This window comes from Pseudomonas mohnii, assembly GCF_900105115.1.
In the GTDB taxonomy this organism is placed as follows: domain Bacteria; phylum Pseudomonadota; class Gammaproteobacteria; order Pseudomonadales; family Pseudomonadaceae; genus Aquipseudomonas; species Aquipseudomonas mohnii.
Genome location: NZ_FNRV01000001.1, coordinates 2,867,742 through 2,889,460 on the forward strand (window position 1 = coordinate 2,867,742; position 21,719 = coordinate 2,889,460).

Sequence of the window (21,719 nt, forward strand, 5' to 3'; positions counted from 1 at the left end):
CCTGCTCGCGAAAAACGTCCAAACAACTCGGTCATTCAGGCACCGCGCGCTATCGTTGACGTCCATCGTCGGCACGCCGCCCGGAGCAAGCTCGCTCCTACAATGGTTAGGGCGGATCGAGTGTATTCAGCACCCGATTGACCGCCAGCTCGCCCAGCATGATCAATTGCTGGATCCCCACCAAGGTGTCGCTCTGCGACCCCTTCAGGTACCTGGCGAAATCCATGGCCATCACGTTGGCGGAGGCCAGGGACACACAGGCGTGTTCCAGCAGGGTGTGGTTGTCGATATCGGGGTCGATGAGGAAGATGCTGCTCGGCCGGTGTGGCGCGTGCGGACCGGTGTCCGCTGAATTTTCTGAATCGGTCATGATTAAGCGTCCTGTAGCAGATCGGGCCGACACCTCATCGCGACTTATCAAAAGGGTGGCAGCTGTACGCAGGTTAGTAGACCGGCCGATGTACCCCGGCGCGCCCGAAGACGCCCTGCGCACGGCTGCCATCAAGGGCAGGTACGGGAATACCTGCCTATCAGGAGCGCTAATGCGCTTACTTCGGAACGGGCTACTAAACCCGATCACTGACCATCAGTGACGCCGATCAAGTTAACGATGGCCCCCGAAGCGCACAAGCCGGCGGATTCTGGGGTAGTTGCAGGCAACGTCGCAAGGCGCTGTAGCCTATCCTGGGTAGTTCAGAAATGTCCCACGGGCAGCGGCGAAAACTCTGATCTGTAGGAGCGAGCTTGCTCGCGATGGTCCTTAACGATGACACGTGCTTCCTGGATGCACGCGGTGTTCTTTAGTCCATCGCGAGCAAGCTCGCTCCTACAGGGAATATTGTGTTCACACCGTCACGGCTTCAGCGGCTCAACCTTCCTCGTCAACAACTCCACAAACGCTCTCGCCATCGGCGATTTCTGATCCTTGCGTTGCACCAGCCACACCGCCGACACCGCCGCCGGGTCGAGCAAGGGTCGATAGACCACGCCATCAATGCGCATCCGCTGGTAGGACGCCGGCAACACCGACACCCCCAAACCCGCCGCCACCAAACCGATGATGGTCATCGCCTCGCCGGCCTCTTGGGCGAAGTGCGGGCTGAAGCCGGCGTCGCGGGCCAGGCTGAGGAGTTGTGCGTACAGGCCACTGCCGTAACTGCGCGGGAAAAATACGAAAGGCTCCAGAGCCAGGGCCGACAGGAACAATCCCTCTTCACTGTCCTTGACCAACGGGTGCTTGGAGCTGAGCACCGCCACCAGCGGCTCGCGCATCAACTCCACCACGCTGAGGGAGTCCGGCAGGCCCAATGGCCGCATGATGCCGACCTCGATCGATTCGTCCACCAGCGCATCGGCCACTTGGGTGCTGCTCATTTCCCTCAGGTTCAGGTGCACCGCCGGGAAACGCTGGCGAAACGAGAAAATCGCCTGGGGAATGGTCGAGTTGAACGGTGCCGACGAGGTGAAACCGATCTTCAATTCACCCAACTCACCGAGCTGGGCCCGGCGGGCGACATCTGCCGCTTTGTCGACTTGGGCCAGCACCAGCCGAGCCTCTTCGAGAAACAGTCGACCCGCCTCGCTCAGCTCGACCCGACGATTGGTACGTTCGAACAACCGCGCTCCGACCTCCTGTTCCAGCGCCTGAATCTGCTGGCTCAGCGGTGGCTGCGAGATGCCCAGCACTTGGGCGGCGCGGCCAAAATGCAGTTCTTCGGCAACGGCGATGAAGTAGCGCAGATGACGCAATTCCATGGGATTTCCATTAGGTCGTAAAAGCTATCAAACAGGTCGAACAATATATTGGATTGAATCATTAGCCAGCTATATGCTTTTTTCATTGCCTGACCGGCTGCGCCCCTCCCGAGGTCCAACGTGAAAACTGCTGTCGCCCCACTTGCCCATGAAGTTCCACCTGCCGTACAGGACGATGTCGTCGCTGAACTCAAGGAGATCTACATCGAAAAAGGCACGCCGGCGTTCATGCGCACGGTGCTGGCGCTGTTCTGCGGTGGCTTCGCGACCTTTGCCCTGCTGTACTGCGTGCAGCCGATGATGCCGCTGTTGTCCCACGAGTATTCGATCAACGCGGCGCAAAGCAGCCTGATCCTGTCGGTGGCCACTGGCATGCTCGCTATCGGCCTGTTGATCACCGGTCCCCTGTCAGATCGCGTCGGGCGCAAACCGGTGATGGTCGCGGCGTTGTTCGCCGCCGCACTGTGCACCATCGCCAGTTCGATGATGCCGAGCTGGCACGGGGTGCTGCTGATGCGCGCGCTGATCGGTTTGTCGCTGAGTGGCCTGGCGGCGGTGGCCATGACCTATCTGAGCGAAGAAATTCACCCGCATCACATCGGCCTGGCGATGGGCCTGTACATCGGCGGCAACGCCATCGGCGGGATGAGCGGGCGACTGATTACCGGGGTGTTGATCGACTTCGTCAGTTGGCACACGGCAATGCTGGTGATCGGTGGCCTGGCACTGATTGCGGCGGCGGTGTTCTGGAAAATCCTCCCGGAATCGCGCAACTTCCGCGCCCGCTCGTTGCACCCGCGCAGCCTGCTCGATGGCTTCACCATGCACTTTCGCGACGCTGGCCTGCCGCTGCTGTTTCTCGAAGCCTTCGTGTTGATGGGCGCGTTCGTCACGCTGTTCAACTACATCGGCTATCGGCTGCTGGCCGAGCCGTACCACATGGAGCAAGCCTTCGTCGGGCTGCTGTCGGTGGTGTACCTGTCGGGTATCTACAGTTCGGCGAAAATCGGCTCGCTGGCCGACAAACTCGGCCGGCGCAAGGTGCTCTGGAGCACCATCGTGCTGATGCTCGCCGGTCTTGCCCTGACGATGTTCACAGCGCTGCCGCTGGTGATCTTCGGCATGCTGGTGTTCACTTTCGGTTTCTTCGCCGCCCACTCCGTGGCCAGCAGCTGGATCGGCCGCCGCGCCACCAAGGCCAAGGGCCAGGCATCGTCGCTGTACCTGTTCAGCTACTACGCCGGTTCGAGCATTGCCGGCACGGCGGGCGGGGTGTTCTGGCACCTGGGCGGCTGGAACGGTATCGGTTTATTCATCGGCGGGCTGCTGTTGGTGGCGCTGCTGGTCGCGCTGAAACTGGCGAAGTTGCCGCCGTTGCCGGGCACCGGCGCGACTATCTGAGCACCATTCGCGCCTCCAGCACGGCGTCGCGCTTTTCCAGGGTCAGCGACTGCAGCGCAATACCGTCACGTTCGATGCGGTCCAGCCATGGCAGCAATGTCATGGCTTCACCACGGACGGTCAGGCGCAGCAGGTCGTTGTCGCTGTCCATCTGCTGCAACTCAAGCCCTGCGGTGGCTGCGCTTTCGCTGATGCGCAACGACAGGGGCTGATCGACCGGTGTTGGCCGATGGCTGGAAGGTCGCGCCTGTTGCAGTCGGGCCGCCAGCGCCAGCTGCTGTTGATACTGACGCTCGGCCGTCATCAGTCGTTGTTGCGTCGGTTGCCAGAGCAGACTGAACGCCGCGACACTCAGGACAAACACACTCAGCCCCCCTAGCAGCCTCTGCTCTCGAATGGACAGACGCGCCCAGCGTCGTAACGTCGCTGCTTTAAGCTCGTGTGGCTTCATGCCTCTTGCTCCACGGTCAGGGTTGCCTGGACACCGTTTTGGTTCTTGCTCGCGTTGTCGATGCGCACGGGCGTTCCCTGTTGCCGCCCACGCTCGCGCAGCAACTCAAGCTCGGCAAAGCTGTTGGCGGTCAGCTGGATTTTCCAGCCGTCACCCTGGCGAAACTCGATGCGCTGGACTTCGACCGGACTGGCCCCAATGACTTGCTCGACCAGATTGACCAGGCCGGCGATACGGCTGGCCTGTGGCTCCGCGCCCTGGATTTGCAGGGCGCCGAGTTGCGCCGCCAGATCGACGATGCGTGTCTGTTCCGGGTAAAGCGCCTTGAACTGCTGTTCGTTGCGGCTGTGGAGCTCACGGCCCTGGCTGTCGAGAAAGTGGATTCGCGCTTCACTGGCGCCCCAGTTCAGCGCCAACAGCATGGCCATGGCCAACCCACCCAGACGCCAGGGCAGACGCTTGCGCTGCCGGGCAAAATCACCGTGCAGCAGATTGATGGCCTGTGGCGACGCCTGGGTCAGCCATTGATCCGCATCGGCCCTCTCCTGTCGCTCGTCACGCCACTGAATATCGATGGGCAGCCCCGGTTTGAGCAGTGTCAGTCCATCCTCCGCCAACGTCAGACGAGCGGACAAACCACCGCCGAGCATCCAGCGGCCGAACCACCAGACGCCGAGCGTCTGGTCCCGTGGCAACCGATCGGCATCGACGAAGACCGAACGCACTTCGATGCCCGCCTCCTTCAACAGCTGAAGCACGGCGGTGAAGCGTTCGCGATTGATCACCATCACCGGATAACGCCCTTGCGGGTCGCGAGTGCCGACGCTCAGGTGCAGTTTTTCCAGTGATTCACCCAGTTGATCTTCAACGGCGAAGGCGATGGTTTGTGCAGCGGGTCGGCGTCTGGCGGGCCAGGGCTCACTGCGTACCCAACTGCAGAGTTCCATGGGCAACAACAGGTCGACGGCCTGCCCCTTCAGTCCCGGCGCCGCCTGGATCAGCGGCATAAGACGTCGTTGGCCGGTCGACGACCACACACAACAGGGCCAGTCGAGCGACGGCGTGGCCAGGCCTTCGGCCGTCAGGTAGAGCCAGGTTTTCATGGGTTTATCTCGTGGGAATTCGACGGCAGCACACGCCGTTGCAGGATCTTCAGTTGGCGTGTTTTAGGATCGCGTTCGACATCGGTGGCCAGGCGCAAACGGCTTTGCCCCTGGGTCACCTGGACCGTGATCCGGTACCAGCGGCTATCGATGCCCAGGCCGTGGCTGCTCAAGCCCAGCCCCTCAAGCATCGGGTCTTGGGTGAAGGCCTGAACGCTCGGCCAAGACGTTGTCGAGCGCTGGCGCAGCAACGCGGTTACCGTTGCCGCGTCGAGGCCGTCGATTGAACGCAAGACTACTTCCGGGGCCGTATTGATGTTCAGCGCGGCTTCTTTGGGCAACGTTGCGACCCAAGGCTCCAGCCGACGCAGCCGTTCACCGTCGACACCCGGCAGCAGGCGCAGTTGACTCGTTTCTCGCAACGCGCCCACCGGCGCCAATGGCAGTGCGGGCAATTCGAGCAACGCCAGCAGGCGATGCCAGCGATTGAGCGTGACCTGATCAATCTGACCCTGAATCAACAGGGCATTGACGTTGAAACGTCCGGCCAGGTCCTCGACCGCGACCCGTACTTGCGTGTCTTCAACCTCGTAACCACGGACTGTTGCCCAATCCTGAGTCAGATCGACCGGGCTCCCTGCCGTTTGCCCGGCGTCCTGCAACCGCAGCAACGTCCAGGTTTCATTGGCCAGGGCGAGTTGCTTCAAGTGCATCTGCTGCAACTGCTGAGCGCTGCTCTGCAGCAACAGCCGATGGCTGCGCAGCACCCCGCCGATGATCACCAGGGCAAGGCTCATGACCAGCAACACGCTGATCAAGGCCATGCCTCGCTGGCTCGTCTTCATGGCCAGGCCCCCGGCAACAACAGCACCCGCCGAATCGACTCGAAACGACCTGTCGACAGTTGCACTTCCAGCGCCAGCGGGGCATCGACCGCCTGGCCGGTCGGCCAATCGCTGCGCCAACCGGCCTGGCGATCGAACAGGCGCCAGCTCAAGTGCCGGACATCCTCGAGCAGTTTTTGCCGCTGCTCGATCTGCGTGCCTTCGGCTCGACTGTCACGCCACAACACGCCGTTGTCGAGGCGATAGGTCAGCGCTTGGCGTTCACTGCGGGCTTGATCCAGTGGGTTGCGCCAGTTGCCACGCTGCAATTGCAGCTGCGTTTGCCCCAGCATGATCGGCTGTTCGGTGACGTGCAGCAGATCGCGCTCGATCACCGCCACGGCGCGTTGCAGACGCCTGAATTCACCTTCGTGGGTCATGGTGCTGCGCTGAACACGCACCACTCCGTCGAACAGCGTCCAGCTGGCCAGCCCCAACAGGGCGAAGATCGCCAAGGCGATCACCAACTCCAGCAAGGTGAACCCGGCCTGCCTATTCATGGCGATTGAGTATCCAGCCACTGGCGCGGTGCAGCACCTGCTCGCGACCGGCAAGGCTGACCTCGACATCGACTTCGAGCAGACGCGGGTCGCTGCCGTTGCGGGCGCGCTGACGCACGACCCAGTCACGCCGATCCATGTGCACAAGCCGTTGCTGCGGCCCTATGGCCGGCGTGGATTGCAGGTGCCATTCGGCCAACGCGTTGTCCGCCACCCAGGCCGCGATCAGTCGCTCTTCGACCACTGCCGCCTGCTTCACGACGTATTGGCTCGCGGACAATACAGCCGTCGCCAGGGTGGCGAATATCGCCAGCGCCACCATGATTTCCAGCAGGGTGAATCCGTCCATGCGAGGCAGGATCGACGGCCTAGCCATCGATCACCACCTCACTGATACCGTCGCTGGACAGGCTCAACCAGTCCCTGCCACGGGTCTCGAACGTCAGGGTGAAGGTGCTGGTTTCATCGCTGCTGAGCATCAGCAATTGCGGAGGGCCTTCGTCGGCGCCGAGGCTCACGGAATAACCGTCGTGTTTCAGGCGCAGGCGCAGATGGTCGGGCCATCGATGAAACGACGACACGGGTTCCCAGCCGCGCACACCGAGCCGCATCGCCCGGTAGCCGTCGGTACTCAGGCGCACACCATGCTCCTGGCTTTCGAGCACCGCCTGCTGGCGTAGCTGTCCAATCATGCCCGCGAGCGCAACCGCTTCCTGCCTGGCCTGACGCGCCGGGTTCATGCCGGTGGCGAAACTCACCATGCCCACCAGCACGCCGATTAACACGATCACGATCATTAATTCCAGCAAGGTAAACCCCCTGCAGCGACTTGGCATGGTTCAACCACCCCAGTTGCCGATGTCAGCCGCGTGCCCTTCGCCACCGACCACGCCGTCGGAACCCAGGGAGTACAAGTCATAGCCGCCATTGGCCGATTTCACGCCCGGGTTGAGGTACTGATAGGGCGTGCTCCACGGATCGACGGGCAGACTTTTCAAGTAGCCCTGAGGGTTCCAGTTTCGTGCCGCCGGCTGCCCGGACGGACGCTTGACCAAGGCCTCCAGGCCCTGCTGGGTCGAGGGGTACTGGAAGTTGTCGAGGCGATACATTTCCAGGGCCGTGGCAATGGCCTGGATATCGACTTTGGCGGCGGTGACTTTGGCCTGGTCGGGGCGGCTCATGAACTGCGGCACCACGATGGCCCCGAGAATGCCGATGATGACCACCACCACCATGATTTCGATCAGGGTAAAACCGCGCTGGGATGTTCTGCGATGTAGGGCGTTCAAGGTCAATTCACCAATTGGTTGAGGCTGAGAATCGGGAGCAAGATGGCCAGCACAATGAGCAGCACGACGCCACCCATCAGCACGAGCATGGCCGGTTCGAACAGGCTGACCACCAGGGCGATGCGCGCCGCCAGGCTGCTTTCCTGTTGTTCGGCGGCGCGGGCCAGCATGCGGTCGAGTTCGCCGGCCCGTTCGCCACTGGCGATCATGTGCAGCATCATCGGCGGGATGTCGCCGCTCTGTTCCAGGCCACGGGTCAGAGTCCCGCCTTCGCGGACCGAGCGGGCCACGTCGGCCATGCGTGCGCGAATAGTCAGGTTGCCGATGACGGCGGCGGCGATTTCCAGGGCGTCGACCAGCGGCACCGCACTTTTGCCGAGGATGGCCAGGGTGCTGGCGAACCGCGCGGCCTCCATCGCCCGCAGCACTTCGCCGATCACCGGCAGGTTCAGCATCAGGCGATGCCAGCGCAGCCGCCAGACTGGCTGACGCAGGCTCCAGCGCCAGACACCCACCACCATCGCGATCACGCCGAGCAACATCAGGCCATGGCTGCGCAGTCCGTCACTGGCACTGATCAGCGCTCGGGTCAGCCACGGCAGTGCCTGACCGCTGTCGACAAAAATCTTCACCACGTCCGGCACCACGTAACCGAGCAGAAAACCGACGATCACCACGCTGGCCAGCATCAGAATCGCCGGGTAGACCAAGGCCATCTGGATCTTTTGCCGCGAGGCCTGACGCGCCTGGGTATACGCAGCCAGTTGCTCCAGCACATGGCCCAGATGACCGGAGCGCTCACCCGCGGCGACCGTGGCGCGGAACAGTTCGGGGAAGGCCTTGGGGAACCGGGCCAAGGCCGTGGCCAGCGCATGGCCCTCCATCACTCGGCTTCTGACGGCCGATATCAGGCTGGCAACCCGACGTTTGGCACTCTGTTTGGCCACTGCATCGAGGGCTTCCTCCAGCGGCAGACCGGCCTGGACCAAGGTAGACAGCTGCAGTGTCAGCAATGCCAGATCGGCGGCACTCAAACGACCGGTACCAAACGAGGTCTTGGTGCCGGCAGTCACCCGGATCTCGCTCACGTCACGGGGCCACAAGCCGCGCTCGCGTAACAGCTGCCGGGCATGTCGAGGGCTGTCAGCCTCAAGCCGGCCTTTGCAGCGGCGGCCCTGGGCGTCGTCGGCGCGGTAGTCGAATGTCGGCATGCCTTAGTCCTCCCGAGTCACACGCAGTAACTCGTCAAGGCTGGTCAGGCCGTCGATCACCCGCTGTCGACCGTCCTGAAACAGGCTGTGCGATGCTTTGCGCGCCTCGCTGAGCAACGCCTGTTCGCTGCCCCCCTGATGAATCAGCGCAGAAATGGCCGGCGTCACACTGATCAATTCGTAGATGCCGATGCGCCCGCGATAACCGTGCTGGCACTGTTCACAACCTACCGCCCGGAACAGTTGCAATGGCGTCGTCGCGTCATACCCCAGCCGCTGGCGGGTGGCTGCATCAGCGCTGTAAGGCGCCTTGCAATGCGGACACAGGGTGCGCAGCAGGCGTTGGGCCAGAATGCCCACCAGCGACGACGCCAGCAGATAGGCATCGACGCCCATGTCCACCAGCCGCGTGACCGCGCCGACCGCGCTGTTGGTGTGCAAGGTCGAGAGCACGAGATGACCGGTGAGCGAGGCCTGCACGGCGATTTCCGCCGTCTCGCGATCACGGATTTCGCCGACCATCACCACGTCCGGGTCCTGACGCAGAATCGCCCGCAAACCGCGGGCAAAGGTCATGTCCACCTTCGGATTGACCGGCATCTGGCCGACACCCGGCAGGTGATATTCGATGGGGTCTTCGACGGTGAGGATGTTGCGCGTCTGGTCGTTCAGGCTGCTCAACGCCGCGTACAGACTGGTGGTCTTGCCGGAGCCCGTCGGCCCGGTGACCAGCAGGATGCCGTGGGGTTTGCCGAGCAGTTCGCGCAGGTCCGCCAGGGTCCCGTCCGGCATGCCCAAGCGCTGCAATTCGAGGCGCCCGGCCTGTTTGTCGAGCAGGCGCAATACCACTCGTTCACCGTGCGCCGATGGCAGGGTCGAGACCCGCACATCCACTTCATGCCCGGCCAGGCGCAGGGCCATGCGGCCATCCTGGGGCACGCGCTTTTCAGCGATATCCAGCCGCGCCATGACCTTGATCCGCGACACCAGCAGCGTCGCCAGTTCACGCCGTGGCCGGAGCATTTCGCGCAATTGCCCATCGACGCGCATGCGCACCGACAGGTACTGCTCGAAGGTTTCCAGGTGCACATCCGAGGCCTGTTCGCGCACGGCTTCGCTGAGCAGCGCGTTGATCAGGCGAATGATCGGCGCATCGCCCTGCTGTTCCAGCAAGTCGGCGGTTTGCGGCACCTGATCCACCAGACTGAGCAAGTCCAGGTCCTCATCCAGCCCTTGAGCGACCTGTTCCGCCGCGCTCTGACCTTCGCGGTACGCCGCTGCCAGACGTGCGGCAAATACCGGCGCTGGCAACAGCCGCAGCGGCAGTTCCCGACCGCATATCCGCCGTGCTTCGGCCAGCGCGGTGAGCGACGTATCGGCGCGCAGCGCCAGCCCCCACTCGTCACCGTCACGCTCCAGCAAGACACCGAAACGCCGGGCAAACCCGAACGGCAGCGGCTCGCAGACATCGCTCACGGCGGTCATGGCGCACTCGTCGCTGGCTTGCGCAGATCGAACAGCGGCGCATCGGAACCCGGTTCGAACAACTGACGCGCATCGGCGGGCAGCAGCAACGAGTTGTTGCCCCGCGCCCCGCTCTGACTCAAGTCATGCAGCGCGTTGTAACGCTGCCGGCTGACCTCGACCAGGTCTTCCTTGCTGCGCACGATGGTCGGCCGCAAGAACACCATCAGGTTGCTTTTGGTCTGGGTATCGCGGTTCCAGCGAAACAGCGCGCCGAGGTAGGGAATGTCGCGCAGCAGCGGCACACCGCTTTTCTGGGTGCGCACGCTGTCGCGGATCAGGCCGCCAATCACGATGATTTCGCCGTCGTCGGCGAGGATGGTGCTCTTGAGCGCTCGTTTGTTGGTGATCAGGTCCGAAGAGTCGATGCCCGATATCGAGGGCGCGATGTCCGAGACTTCCTGCTCGACCTCCAGGCGCAAGGTCGAGCCTTCATTGATGTACGGCTTGATCTTCAGGCTGATGCCCACGTCCTTGCGCTCGACCGTGGTGAACGGGTTATCCGCGCCGCTGCTGTTGGTGGCGTAGGAACCGGTTTTGAACGGCACGTTCTGGCCGACGATGATTTCCGCTTCCTGGTTGTCCAGCGTCAACAGGCTCGGCGTGGACAGCAGGTTGCTGCGGGTGTTGCTGGCCAGCGCCGAAATCAATGCGCCGAAACGGTCGCTTCCCAGACGCAACAGCGCACCTTCGGGCGCCGATTTTTTCTCGTCGAACGTCAGGCCGCCGACAATGGGAATGTCGGTGCCGGGGAAGTTGATGAAGCCTTTGGCGTCACCGGTGTTCAGGCCCCACTGCACACCCACGGCTTCGGCGATGTCGCCGGAAATTTCGACGATGGCCGCATGGATCAACACCTGCGCTCGCGGCTGATCCAACTGACGCACGATGCTTTCGATGGTCCTGACCTGCGCTGGCTCGGCGATCAGCACCAACGCGTTCTGGCTTTCATCGGCCTTGATCATGAATGTCGCACCGGAGGCCGTTTCCTTGCTGCCGCTCAGGGTCGGTGCAGCTTTGCGGCCCTGGCCCATGGTTTCCAGAATCTCCGCCAATTGCCTGGCATCGCTGTGGCGCAGGCGGATCACCCGGGCGTTGTCAGGCAACTCGGTGGCAGGGATGTCGAGACGACGGGCCAGGCCGGCCAAGCGTTGGCGGACGGCGGCCGGGCCAATGAGAATCAGACGATTGGTTCGGGTATCCGCCAGCACCTGGATTGGCGTATCGGCAGTCCGTTTGCCCAGAGAGGCCTCCATCACCGGAGCCACGTCGCTGGCCTGGGCATGACGCAGTTGAACCACCGCATGCAGGCTGTTCTTTCCGGCATCCAGTTGCCGCACCACTTGGGTAATTCGTTGCACATTGGCGGTCGTGTCCGTGATCACCAGCGCATTGGCCGACGCCGAAGGCCCGACATAGCCGTTGACCGACACCAAAGGCCGGACCAGACCGGCAATATCGTTGGCGCTGCTGGTGTTGAGCTCAATGACCCGGGTGACGAATTGCGAGGCCGTGGCATTTTGCGCCGAGCCGCTGGCGCGGGTCTTGGCGTCGGTCACAGGCGTGATCAGGATCCGGTCACCCTCGTCGATCACCGTGAAGTTGTGGGCATCCAACACGGCGTAAAACAGCCGGCGAACGCCCTCACGGTCGAGGGCCTGCCGGGACATCACCGTGATACGCCCGGAAACCCTGGGATCAAGCACCACGGTGGTGCCGAGAATGGAGGAGATCTCTTCGACGATGTCGCGCAGCTCGGCGTTGTTCATCGCCAACTGCCACTTTTCTTCCGCGGCCTGAAGTGCGCCGGGAAGAGGCACGATCGCCAGGACGACAATGAGAAACATGGAACGCAAGGCTTGCGCGCCAGTGAAGCTGTTCATGGGTTTGATCACTCTGACGGCCCGATAATCGGGCGTAGATAACGCGTAGAAATAACGGGAGGTCGTGCATCGACGGGGGATTCGACTGGGCGCAGGAAACGCGCGACAGGTGGTTGCAGCGTCAATCGCTCCTCTCGTCCCTTGTTCCACAACACCACTTGATTGGCCTCGACGCGGCGCAGAACACTGCCACCGGGCAGGCGCTCGCCCACTTGATACATGCGCGAGCCTTGGGCATCGGTCAGCAAGGCACGGGATAAACCGCTGCTGACGACAAAGCTCGCTTGCAAGGTCAGCGGTTCGGCACTGGCAAGCAGCGCGGTTTGTGTCGTCAGGCCAAGCACGGTGGCCACTGCCGTGGCATCGAGAGCGTCACGGAGGGTGGCGGGGGCAGCCGTTACAGTGGTCACTGTCAGGGGGGGCCGAACGAAGAATTCACGAAAGCGCCACTCCTGCCACGCCAGAAACACGCTGTAGCCCACCGGCAAAAGCAGCAGGCCAACGTTGCGCAGGCGTAAGCCGAAACGGGTAACCGTCATCAGTGAAAACGTCACGACTGGTTCACTTGATTATCCAACAGAAGAGTTCGCCTTCAGACGACCCTCAAGAGGTCGCCTGAAGTACTGCGGCGGGACTTAGAGCTTGTTCCACGCCATGTGCCAGTGCGCACCGACACCCGGCTCAAAGCCAGTGGCGGTCGGGCTGTATTGCTTGCAGTAGCCCGACTCCGGGAACGGCTTGCATTCAAAGACTTCGTTGGTCTTTGGCTGCAACACTTTGGTGCCGGCGGTGTAGTCGCTGATGCCTTCCGGGAACACGAAGTCATAGTCGGCACCGGCGCCATCACCGGTCAGTTGGGTGGCCTGGGTGTCCTGGCGAGTAGTGCGGCCATCCAGGGTGGTGCCCACCAGCGTCAGGGTGTGTTTGCCCGGGTTGCTGCGCACATCCAGAGTCAGCGATGTCGAGCCGCTGTCGACCTGTGCCGAGGTGGAACCGACCAGCTTGTTGTGCTCGTCGTGCAGGGTCGCTTCGACGTTCATCTTGCGGTTGGCAATCATGCTGAACTCGACCTTGGCCTGGCCTTTGTCCAGAACGTATTCCGGTTGCTGGGACGCCACCGCCATGCGCGCGGCAGCGTCTTCCCTCATGTCCAGCTGCACTTCGTAGCGGATTACACCGCTTTCTTTTTGCGCATACAGGCTGTTGTTGCCCTTGACCGGCTCAATGGTTCCGTTTTCATCGCGAACGCCTGCCCGGACCAGGGTGTGAGCCTTGTTGATGGCTTCGGCCAGCTTGAACGACCAATTGTTTGGCGAACCGTCTTCAGCGTTGTCGATGGAGATTTCAACGCTGTAGTTCGAGCTCTCGCCATTGGCGGAGAAGGCACGGGCCTTGACCTTGTCACCTACCAGCAAGGCGGTCGAAGGCGCGATGCCGCCCACGGAAGACCAGCCGCCCGGCAACTCAGGCTCGGCAATGACGTTCACGTCCGCCGCGTTGTAAAACGCCGCATCGGTATCACCGACGGTCCAGATCGCCAGAATCACGTGGTGACCGTTTTTGTCCGCGGGGATGTTGCAGTTGTGCTTGGCGCCGGACTCCGGCTTCTGATTGCCGCCGTCGATGGTGCAGAACGGCGTGCTTTCGAAGGTGGCGCGTTTCAGCGCTTCGTTCGGGTTCCAGTTGTTGCGGGTAATGAAGTATTCATGCTTGGTGGCCGGGTGCACAGCCGTGTAGCGCCATTGGAAATCGATGTTGCGGTCCTTGATTTCCGTCAGGTGCCAACGCGTGGCGGACTGAGCGTCCAGGGCGGAGAACAGCGAGTGACCACCACTCGGGATCTTGCCGTCGACCGGTCCTTGCAGAGGCGCACCACCCACGCCGGCCGGAAAGCCCTTGAAGGTTTCGCCGACGCTTTGTGGTTCGTATTGCGCGCCGCCACAGTTGGTGTTCAAGCCTTTCTGGCAAGCCAGTGCGCGCGAAGGCGGTACTTCCAGGTAGCCGTGAGCGGAAGCACTTTGGGATGCCAACATTGCCGATAACAGGATCATTGAGGAGGTGCAGGCAGCGAACGCACTTCCCTTATAAGACGTATTTTTCATCAAATGAATTCCAGACTACTTATCGAAGATCAAGACGCGCAGAACGGGCGCCAATGTTTGCGACATTGCTCAGCGAGGGGCTGCGCAAGGGTCCGAAACCTTACTTGGATAAATTCGTTTGCTATGTAGGGAAAATCTCTGCTTACCGCAGGATCAGTCTCTATGCGCCTACATCCGACAAGAAATGAAAAACTTCTTACAAGAAGCTCCCTCTCGACTAAACACGAAGTTGAAAGGCATAAAAAAAGCCTGTCCGGCACCAGGCCGAACAGGCTTCTGATCATTGCAGAATCCGTTACTCGTGATACTGCGCCGACAACTCATGCACCGCGCGCAGGAAGGCGCCAGCGTGTTCCGGATCGACTTCCGGCGTGATGCCGTGACCGAGGTTGAACACGTGACCACTGCCTTTGCCGTAGCTGGCGAGAATGCGCCCGACTTCGGTGCGAATCGCTTCTGGCTTGGCATAGAGCACGGTCGGGTCCATGTTGCCCTGCAGTGCGACTTTGCTGCCGACACGCTCACGGGCGTTGCCGATGTCACATGTCCAGTCCAGGCCCAGTGCATCAGCACCGGCGTCGGCGATGCTTTCCAGCCACAGGCCGCCGTTCTTGGTGAACAGGATCACCGGCACCTTGCGACCTTCGTGCTCGCGGATCAGGCCGCTGACGATTTTGCGCATGTAGGCCAGGGAGAACTCCTGATAAGCCGCCGCCGACAGGTTGCCGCCCCAGGTGTCGAAGATCTGCACCGCTTGCGCACCGGCCATGATCTGGCCGTTGAGGTAGCTGGTGACCGACTGCGCGAGCTTGTCCAGCAGCAGGTGCATGGCTTGCGGGTTGTCGTAGAGCATGGCTTTGGTCTTGCGGAAGTCTTTCGACGAGCCGCCTTCGACCATGTAGGTGGCCAGGGTCCACGGGCTGCCGGAGAAGCCGATCAGCGGCACTCGGCCGTTCAGTTCGCGGCGGATGGTGCTGACCGCGTCCATCACGTAGCCGAGGTCTTTCTGCGGATCGGGAATCGGTAAGGCTTCGATGTCGGCCAGGGTGCTGACGACTTTCTTGAAGCGTGGACCTTCGCCGGTTTCGAAGTACAGGCCTTGGCCCATGGCATCGGGAATGGTCAGGATGTCGGAAAAGAGGATCGCCGCATCCAGTTGTGGATAACGGTCGAGCGGCTGCATCGTGACTTCGCAAGCGAACGACGGGTTCATGCACAGGCTCATGAAATCGCCGGCCTTGGCTCGGCTGGCGCGGTATTCCGGCAGGTAGCGACCGGCCTGACGCATCATCCACACGGGAGTGACGTCTACGGGTTGCTTGAGCAGGGCGCGCAGGAAACGGTCGTTCTTCAGGGCAGTCATGTCGGCATCCGGAAAAAAAGTGCGGGCATTTTCTCAGAGCCGGGCGCAAAAGGCACGGATGCAGGTCAGCCTTTTGTCTATCGGGTCAATTTGTCGCGGTGAAATGCAGGTTTTGTAGCAGCACAAAACACTGTGGGAGCTGGCTTGCCGGCGATGCAGACACCTCGGTTTGTCAGGTAGACCGAGGTGCTGCTATCGCTGGCAAGCCAGCTCCCACAGGTATTGCGTTGCAGCCAGTTGGACGCGGATTAGACGCCCAGGTAATCCAGGATCCCTTCAGCCGCATTACGGCCTTCAAAGATCGCCGTCACCACCAGGTCGGAACCGCGGACCATATCGCCACCGGCGAAGATCTTCGGGTTGCTGGTCTGGTGCTTGTACTGACCCTGCTCAGGCGCGACAACGCGGCCCTGGCTGTCGGTCTGGATGCTGAACTGTTCGAACCACGGCGCCGGGCTCGGACGGAAACCGAAGGCGATGACCACGGCGTCGGCCGGGATGATCTCTTCGGAGCCCGGAATCGGCTCGGGGCTGCGACGGCCACGGGCGTCCGGTTCGCCGAGACGGGTCTCGACCACTTTCACGCCTTCGACCTTGTCCTCACCGACGATGGCAATCGGCTGACGGTTGTAGAGGAATTTCACGCCTTCTTCCTTGGCGTTCTTCACCTCTTTGCGCGAGCCCGGCATGTTCGCTTCGTCACGACGATAGGCACAGGTCACCGACTTGGCGCCCTGGCGGATCGACGTACGGTTGCAGTCCATCGCCGTGTCACCACCGCCCAGCACCACGACCTTCTTGCCTTTCATGTCGACGAAATCTTCCGGCGACTTTTCAAAGCCCAGGTTGCGGTTGACGTTGGCTATAAGGAAGTCCAGTGCGTCGTAAACGCCCGGCAGGTCCTCACCGGCAAAGCCGCCCTTCATGTAGGTGTAGGTGCCCATGCCCATGAAGACCGCATCGTATTCTTCGAGCAGTTGCTCCATGGTGATGTCCTTGCCCACCTCGGTGTTGAGGCGGAACTGGATACCCATGCCGGTGAAGACTTCGCGGCGATTGCTCAGCACGGTCTTTTCCAGCTTGAACTCAGGGATACCGAAGGTCAGCAGACCGCCGATTTCCGGGTTCTTGTCGAACACCACCGGGGTCACGCCACCGCGCACCAGCACGTCGGCACAACCCAGGCCCGCCGGGCCCGCACCGATGATCGCGACGCGCTTGCCGGTCGGTTTGACCTTGGACATGTCCGGGCGCCAGCCCATGGCGAACGCGGTGTCGGTGATGTACTTCTCTACCGAACCGATGGTGACCGCGCCGAAACCGTCGTTAAGGGTGCAGGCACCCTCGCACAGACGATCCTGCGGGCACACCCGGCCGCAGACTTCCGGCAGGGTGTTGGTCTGGTGCGACAGCTCGGCGGCCTGGAGGATGTTGCCCTCGGCCACCAGCTTGAGCCAGTTGGGAATGAAGTTGTGCACCGGGCACTTCCATTCGCAATACGGGTTACCGCAACCCAGGCAGCGGTGGGCCTGGTCGGCCGACTGCTGGGGTTTGAACGGTTCGTAGATTTCCACGAACTCTTTCTTGCGTTGACGCAACAGTTTCTTCTTCGGATCCTTGCGCCCGACCTCGATGAATTGGAAGTCGTTGCTGAGACGTTCGCCCATCTTCAAAACCTCTTACACGACAGCTTCAAGCTACAAGCTTCAAGCTGCAAGACAATCACGGTGGCAGGCACAACGCGCACTGCTGTTAACTTGCGGCTTGAAGCTTGCCGCTTGCTGCTGCGTCGTTTACTGCGGACTCGCACGAGTACTGGAAAGCAGAGATTTCAAGCTCGCCGCCTTAGGTTTGACCAGCCAGAAACGGCGCACGTAATCGTCGAGGTTTTCGGCGAGCTCACGACCCCACTCGCTGTCGGTTTCCTCGACGTACTCGTTCAGCACGCGCTGCAAGTGGCTACGGTAGGCTTCCATCGCCTCGCCGCTGATCCGCTGGATTTCCACCAGTTCGTGGTTGACCCGGTCAACGAAGGTGTTGTCCTGGTCGAGCACGTAGGCGAAACCACCGGTCATGCCTGAGCCGAAGTTGTAACCGGTCTTGCCCAGCACACAGACGAAACCACCGGTCATGTACTCGCAGCAGTGATCGCCGGTGCCTTCCACGACGGTGTGGGCACCGGAGTTACGCACGGCGAAACGCTCACCCGCGGTGCCGGCGGCGAACAGCTTGCCGCCCGTGGCGCCGTACAGGCAGGTGTTGCCGATGATGGCACTGTCCTGAGTCTTGTAGACGCTGCCCGTCGGCGGAACGATGACCAGCTTGCCACCGGTCATGCCCTTGCCGACGTAGTCGTTGGCATCGCCTTCCAGGTACATGTTCAGACCACCGGCGTTCCACACGCCGAAGCTCTGACCGGCAGTCCCTTTGAAACGGAACGTGATCGGCGCATTCGCCATGCCCTGGTTGCCGTGCTTGCGGGCGATTTCGCCGGAGATCCGCGCGCCGATGGAACGGTCGCAGTTGCAGATATCCAGGGCGAATTCGGCGCCGCTCAGGTCGTTGATCGCCGAGGTGGCCATGTCGACCATTTTCTCGGCCAGCAGGCCCTTGTCGAACGGCGGGTTACGGTCCACGCCGCAGAACTGTGGCTTGTCCGCCGGCACGTGATCGCTGCCCAGCAACGGGGTCAGGTCCAGGTGATGCTGCTTGGCGGTCTGCCCTTCGATGATTTCCAGCAGATCGGTACGGCCGATCAGCTCTTCGAGGGAGCGCACACCCAGCTTGGCCAGCCACTCGCGGGTTTCTTCGGCGACGTAGGTGAAGAAGTTCACCACCATGTCGACGGTGCCGATGTAGTGATCCTTGCGCAGCTTCTCGTTCTGGGTCGCAACGCCGGTAGCGCAGTTGTTCAAGTGGCAGATGCGCAGGTATTTGCAACCCAGGGCGATCATCGGCGCGGTGCCGAAGCCGAAGCTTTCAGCGCCGAGGATGGCGGCCTTGATCACGTCGAGGCCGGTTTTCAGGCCGCCGTCGGTTTGTACCCGGACTTTGCCGCGCAGGTCGTTGCCGCGCAGGGTCTGGTGGGTTTCGGCCAGGCCGAGTTCCCACGGGGCGCCCGCGTATTTGATCGAGGTCAGCGGCGATGCACCGGTCCCGCCGTCGTAGCCGGAGATGGTGATCAGGTCCGCGTAGGCCTTGGCCACGCCGGCAGCGATGGTGCCGACGCCCGCTTCTGCTACCAGCTTCACCGAGACCAGCGCTTTCGGGTTGACTTGTTTCAGGTCGAAAATCAGCTGCGACAAGTCTTCGATCGAGTAGATGTCGTGGTGCGGCGGTGGCGAAATCAGGGTCACGCCCGGTACTGCATAACGCAGCTTGGCGATCAGACCGTTGACCTTGCCGCCCGGCAGTTGACCGCCCTCGCCTGGCTTGGCGCCTTGGGCGACCTTGATCTGCAGCACTTCGGCATTGACCAGGTATTCCGGGGTCACGCCAAAACGGCCAGTGGCAACTTGCTTGATTTTCGAGCTACGGATGGTGCCGTAGCGCGCAGGGTCTTCGCCGCCTTCACCGGAGTTGGAACGCGCACCGAGGCGGTTCATGGCTTCGGCCAGGGCTTCGTGAGCTTCCGGCGACAGGGCGCCCAGGGAGATACCGGCGGAGTCAAAGCGCTTGAGCACCGATTCCAGCGGTTCGATCTCGCTGATGTCCAGCGGCGTGTCGAGGGTTTTGACTTTCAGCAGGTCGCGGATCATCGACACCGGGCGGTTGTCCACCAGCGATGTGTATTCCTTGAACTTGCTGTAGTCGCCCTGCTGCACAGCGGCTTGCAGGGTGTTGACCACGTCCGGGTTGTACGCGTGATATTCGCCACCGTGGACGAACTTCAGCAGGCCGCCTTGCTGGATCGGCTTACGCGGGCTCCAGGCTTCGGTGGCCAGGGCTTTCTGCTCGGCTTCGATGTCGACGAAACGCGCACCCTTGATGCGGCTTGGCACGCCACGGAAGCTCAGGTTGCAGACTTCCTCGGACAGGCCGATGGCTTCGAACAACTGCGCGCCACGGTAGGACGTGATGGTCGAGATACCCATCTTCGACAGGATCTTGAGCAGGCCTTTGGTGATGCCTTTACGGTAGTTCTTGAACACCTCGTAGAGGTCACCCAGCACTTCACCGGTACGGATCAGGTCACCCAGCACTTCATAAGCCAGGAACGGATAAACGGCAGAGGCACCGAAACCGATCAACACCGCGAAGTGATGCGGGTCACGCGCTGTCGCGGTTTCCACCAGGATGTTGGAGTCGCAACGCAGGCCTTTTTCGGTCAGGCGATGGTGCACCGCGCCGGTGGCCAGGGAAGCGTGGATCGGCAGTTTGCCCGGGGCGATGTGACGGTCACTCAGTACGACCTGGGTACGACCGGCGCGCACGGCTTCTTCAGCCTGATCGGCAACGTTGCGGATCGCCGCTTCGAGGCCGACGCTTTCGTCGTAGTTCAGGTCGATGATCGCGCGCTCGAAGCCCGGACGATCGAGGTTCATCAGCGAGCGCCACTTGGCCGGAGAAATGACCGGCGAGCTGAGGATCACGCGCGAGGCGTGCTCCGGCGACTCCTGGAAAATGTTGCGCTCGGCACCGAGGCAGATTTCCAGCGACATGACGATGGCTTCACGCAGCGGGTCGATCGGCGGGTTGGTCACCTGCGCGAACTGCTGGCGGAAATAGTCGTACGGCGTGCGCACGCGCTGGGACAGCACGGCCATCGGCGTATCGTCGCCCATGGAGCCCACGGCTTCGTAGCCCTGTTCGCCGAGCGGACGCAGCACCTGGTCGCGCTCTTCGAACGTGACCTGGTACATCTTCATGTATTGCTTGAGCTGGTCGACGTCGTAGAACGCCGAACCGTGGTCGTTGTCTTCCATGGTCGCCTGGATGCGCAGGGCGTTCTTGCGCAGCCATTGCTTGTACGGATGACGAGACTTCAGGCGGTTGTCGATGGCATCGGTGTCGAGGATCTGACCGGTTTCGGTGTCCACGGCAAAGATCTGGCCAGGGCCCACACGGCCCTTGGCGATCACGTCTTCAGGCTGGTAGTTCCAGACACCGATTTCCGAGGCCAGGGTGATGAAGCCGTTCTTGGTGGTGACCCAGCGCGCCGGACGCAGACCGTTACGGTCGAGCAGGCACACCGCGTAGCGACCATCGGTCATGACCACGCCGGCCGGGCCGTCCCACGGTTCCATGTGCATCGAGTTGTATTCGTAGAACGCACGCAGATCCGGGTCCATGGTCTCGACGTTCTGCCACGCAGGCGGAATGATCATCCGCACGCCACGGAACAGGTCGATGCCACCGGTGACCATCAGCTCGAGCATGTTGTCCATGCTGGAGGAGTCGGAACCGACGCGGTTGACCAGCGGGCCGAGTTCTTCCAGGTCCATCAAATCGTTGGTGAACTTGGTGCGACGGGCCACGGCCCAGTTGCGGTTGCCGGTGATGGTGTTGATCTCGCCGTTGTGCGCCAGGAAGCGGAACGGTTGAGCCAGCGGCCATTTCGGCAGGGTGTTGGTGGAGAAGCGCTGGTGGAACACGCAAATCGAGGTTTGCAGGCGCTCATCGCTCAGGTCTGGATAGAAGGCGGTCAAGTCCGCCGGCATCATCAGGCCTTTATAAATGATGGTCTTGTGGGAAAAGCTGCAGACGTAGTGATCGACGTCGGCGGCGTTGGCCACGGACGAGCGACGACGGGAAGTGAACAGCTTGACGGCCATGTCCTGGTCGCTCAGGCCTTCACCGCCGATGTACACCTGCTCGATCTGCGGCAGGCGCTCAAGGGCCAGGCGGCCGAGGACGCTGGTATCGATCGGTACTTTGCGCCAGCCGACCAACTGCAGGCCGGCGGCCAGGATCTCGCGGTTCATGTTCTCGCGAGCGGCTTCGGCTTTGACCGGGTCCTGGTTGAAGAAGACCATGCCCACGGCATATTGCTTGGGCAGTTCGACGCCGAACGTTTCCTGGGCGATGGCTCGCAGGAACACGTCCGGCTTTTGAATTAGCAGACCGCAACCGTCACCGGTCTTGCCGTCGGCATTAATCCCACCGCGGTGGGTCATGCAGGTCAGGGCCTCGATGGCCGTTTGCAAAAGGGTATGACTGGGCTCGCCCTGCATATGAGCTATCAGGCCGAAACCGCAGTTATCCTTGAATTCATCTGGTTGGTACAGACCTGCTTTCATAGACACTTTCTCAC

General features: G+C 61.9%; 18 protein-coding genes. 1 reads left to right on the forward strand and 17 read right to left on the reverse strand.

Features of this window, described 5'->3' with window-relative positions; translation table 11 throughout:
* Positions 1–106 precede the first annotated feature (106 nt).
* Positions 107–370, reverse strand: coding sequence for a DUF6124 family protein (locus BLV61_RS13245; RefSeq protein WP_047536513.1), 264 nt, complete (start codon positions 368–370; stop codon positions 107–109).
* Between the two features lie 482 nt (positions 371–852).
* The gene (locus BLV61_RS13250) at positions 853–1,755 is read right to left on the reverse strand and encodes a LysR family transcriptional regulator (protein WP_090465600.1); all 903 of its coding nucleotides are present in this window, start codon (positions 1,753–1,755) and stop codon (positions 853–855) included.
* 120 nt (positions 1,756–1,875) lie between these two features.
* Here BLV61_RS13250 and BLV61_RS13255 point away from each other — a divergent pair, with 120 nt between their 5' ends.
* A complete protein-coding gene (locus tag BLV61_RS13255) occupies positions 1,876–3,156 on the forward strand; it encodes an MFS transporter (RefSeq protein ID WP_047536509.1) in 1,281 nt (426 codons plus the stop codon).
* Here the strand turns inward: BLV61_RS13255 and gspM are convergent.
* The 15 genes from gspM to gltB form a co-directional block, all read right to left on the reverse strand.
* On the reverse strand, positions 3,149–3,607 hold the full coding sequence (gene gspM, locus BLV61_RS13260) for a type II secretion system protein GspM (RefSeq protein ID WP_047536507.1): 459 nt from the start codon (positions 3,605–3,607) through the stop codon (positions 3,149–3,151). The genes BLV61_RS13255 and gspM overlap by 8 nt on opposite strands.
* Positions 3,604–4,710 (reverse strand): type II secretion system protein GspL, encoded by a 1,107-nt coding sequence (gspL, locus tag BLV61_RS13265; RefSeq protein WP_047536505.1) that lies wholly within the window; start codon positions 4,708–4,710, stop codon positions 3,604–3,606. Before gspL ends, gspM begins: the two co-directional genes overlap by 4 nt.
* A complete protein-coding gene (locus BLV61_RS13270) occupies positions 4,707–5,555 on the reverse strand; it encodes a type II secretion system protein GspK (protein WP_047536503.1) in 849 nt (282 codons plus the stop codon). The genes gspL and BLV61_RS13270 overlap by 4 nt, the downstream gene beginning before the upstream one ends.
* Positions 5,552–6,094 (reverse strand): type II secretion system protein GspJ, encoded by a 543-nt coding sequence (locus tag BLV61_RS13275; protein ID WP_047536501.1) that lies wholly within the window; start codon positions 6,092–6,094, stop codon positions 5,552–5,554. Before BLV61_RS13275 ends, BLV61_RS13270 begins: the two co-directional genes overlap by 4 nt.
* On the reverse strand, positions 6,087–6,470 hold the full coding sequence (gene gspI / locus BLV61_RS13280; RefSeq protein WP_090465603.1) for a type II secretion system minor pseudopilin GspI: 384 nt from the start codon (positions 6,468–6,470) through the stop codon (positions 6,087–6,089). The genes BLV61_RS13275 and gspI overlap by 8 nt, the downstream gene beginning before the upstream one ends.
* On the reverse strand, positions 6,463–6,930 hold the full coding sequence (gspH, locus tag BLV61_RS13285) for a type II secretion system minor pseudopilin GspH (protein WP_090465606.1): 468 nt from the start codon (positions 6,928–6,930) through the stop codon (positions 6,463–6,465). The genes gspI and gspH overlap by 8 nt, the downstream gene beginning before the upstream one ends.
* A 3-nt stretch (positions 6,931–6,933) precedes the next feature.
* The gene (gene gspG, locus BLV61_RS13290) at positions 6,934–7,383 is read right to left on the reverse strand and encodes a type II secretion system major pseudopilin GspG (protein ID WP_090465609.1); all 450 of its coding nucleotides are present in this window, start codon (positions 7,381–7,383) and stop codon (positions 6,934–6,936) included.
* A 2-nt stretch (positions 7,384–7,385) separates the two neighbouring features.
* Positions 7,386–8,594 (reverse strand): type II secretion system inner membrane protein GspF, encoded by a 1,209-nt coding sequence (gspF, locus tag BLV61_RS13295; protein WP_090465612.1) that lies wholly within the window; start codon positions 8,592–8,594, stop codon positions 7,386–7,388.
* A 3-nt stretch (positions 8,595–8,597) separates the two neighbouring features.
* Positions 8,598–10,079, reverse strand: coding sequence for a type II secretion system ATPase GspE (gene gspE / locus BLV61_RS13300; protein ID WP_090465613.1), 1,482 nt, complete (start codon positions 10,077–10,079; stop codon positions 8,598–8,600).
* Entirely contained in the window at positions 10,076–12,001 is a 1,926-nt protein-coding gene (gene gspD, locus BLV61_RS13305) for a type II secretion system secretin GspD (protein ID WP_090465616.1), read from the reverse strand. The genes gspE and gspD overlap by 4 nt, the downstream gene beginning before the upstream one ends.
* Before the next feature lie 8 nt (positions 12,002–12,009).
* Entirely contained in the window at positions 12,010–12,540 is a 531-nt protein-coding gene (locus BLV61_RS13310; protein ID WP_047536488.1) for a type II secretion system protein N, read from the reverse strand.
* A gap of 96 nt (positions 12,541–12,636) precedes the next feature.
* The gene (gene gbpA / locus BLV61_RS13315; RefSeq protein ID WP_047536486.1) at positions 12,637–14,103 is read right to left on the reverse strand and encodes an N-acetylglucosamine-binding protein GbpA; all 1,467 of its coding nucleotides are present in this window, start codon (positions 14,101–14,103) and stop codon (positions 12,637–12,639) included.
* A 295-nt stretch (positions 14,104–14,398) separates the two neighbouring features.
* The gene (gene hemE, locus BLV61_RS13320; protein WP_047536484.1) at positions 14,399–15,466 is read right to left on the reverse strand and encodes a uroporphyrinogen decarboxylase; all 1,068 of its coding nucleotides are present in this window, start codon (positions 15,464–15,466) and stop codon (positions 14,399–14,401) included.
* A 248-nt stretch (positions 15,467–15,714) separates the two neighbouring features.
* A complete protein-coding gene (locus BLV61_RS13325; protein ID WP_047536482.1) occupies positions 15,715–17,133 on the reverse strand; it encodes an FAD-dependent oxidoreductase in 1,419 nt (472 codons plus the stop codon).
* 126 nt (positions 17,134–17,259) lie between these two features.
* Positions 17,260–21,705 carry a glutamate synthase large subunit gene (gene gltB, locus BLV61_RS13330; protein ID WP_090465620.1) on the reverse strand — a complete coding sequence of 1,482 codons (4,446 nt, stop codon included), beginning with the start codon at positions 21,703–21,705 and terminating at the stop codon, positions 17,260–17,262.
* Positions 21,706–21,719 lie beyond the last annotated feature (14 nt).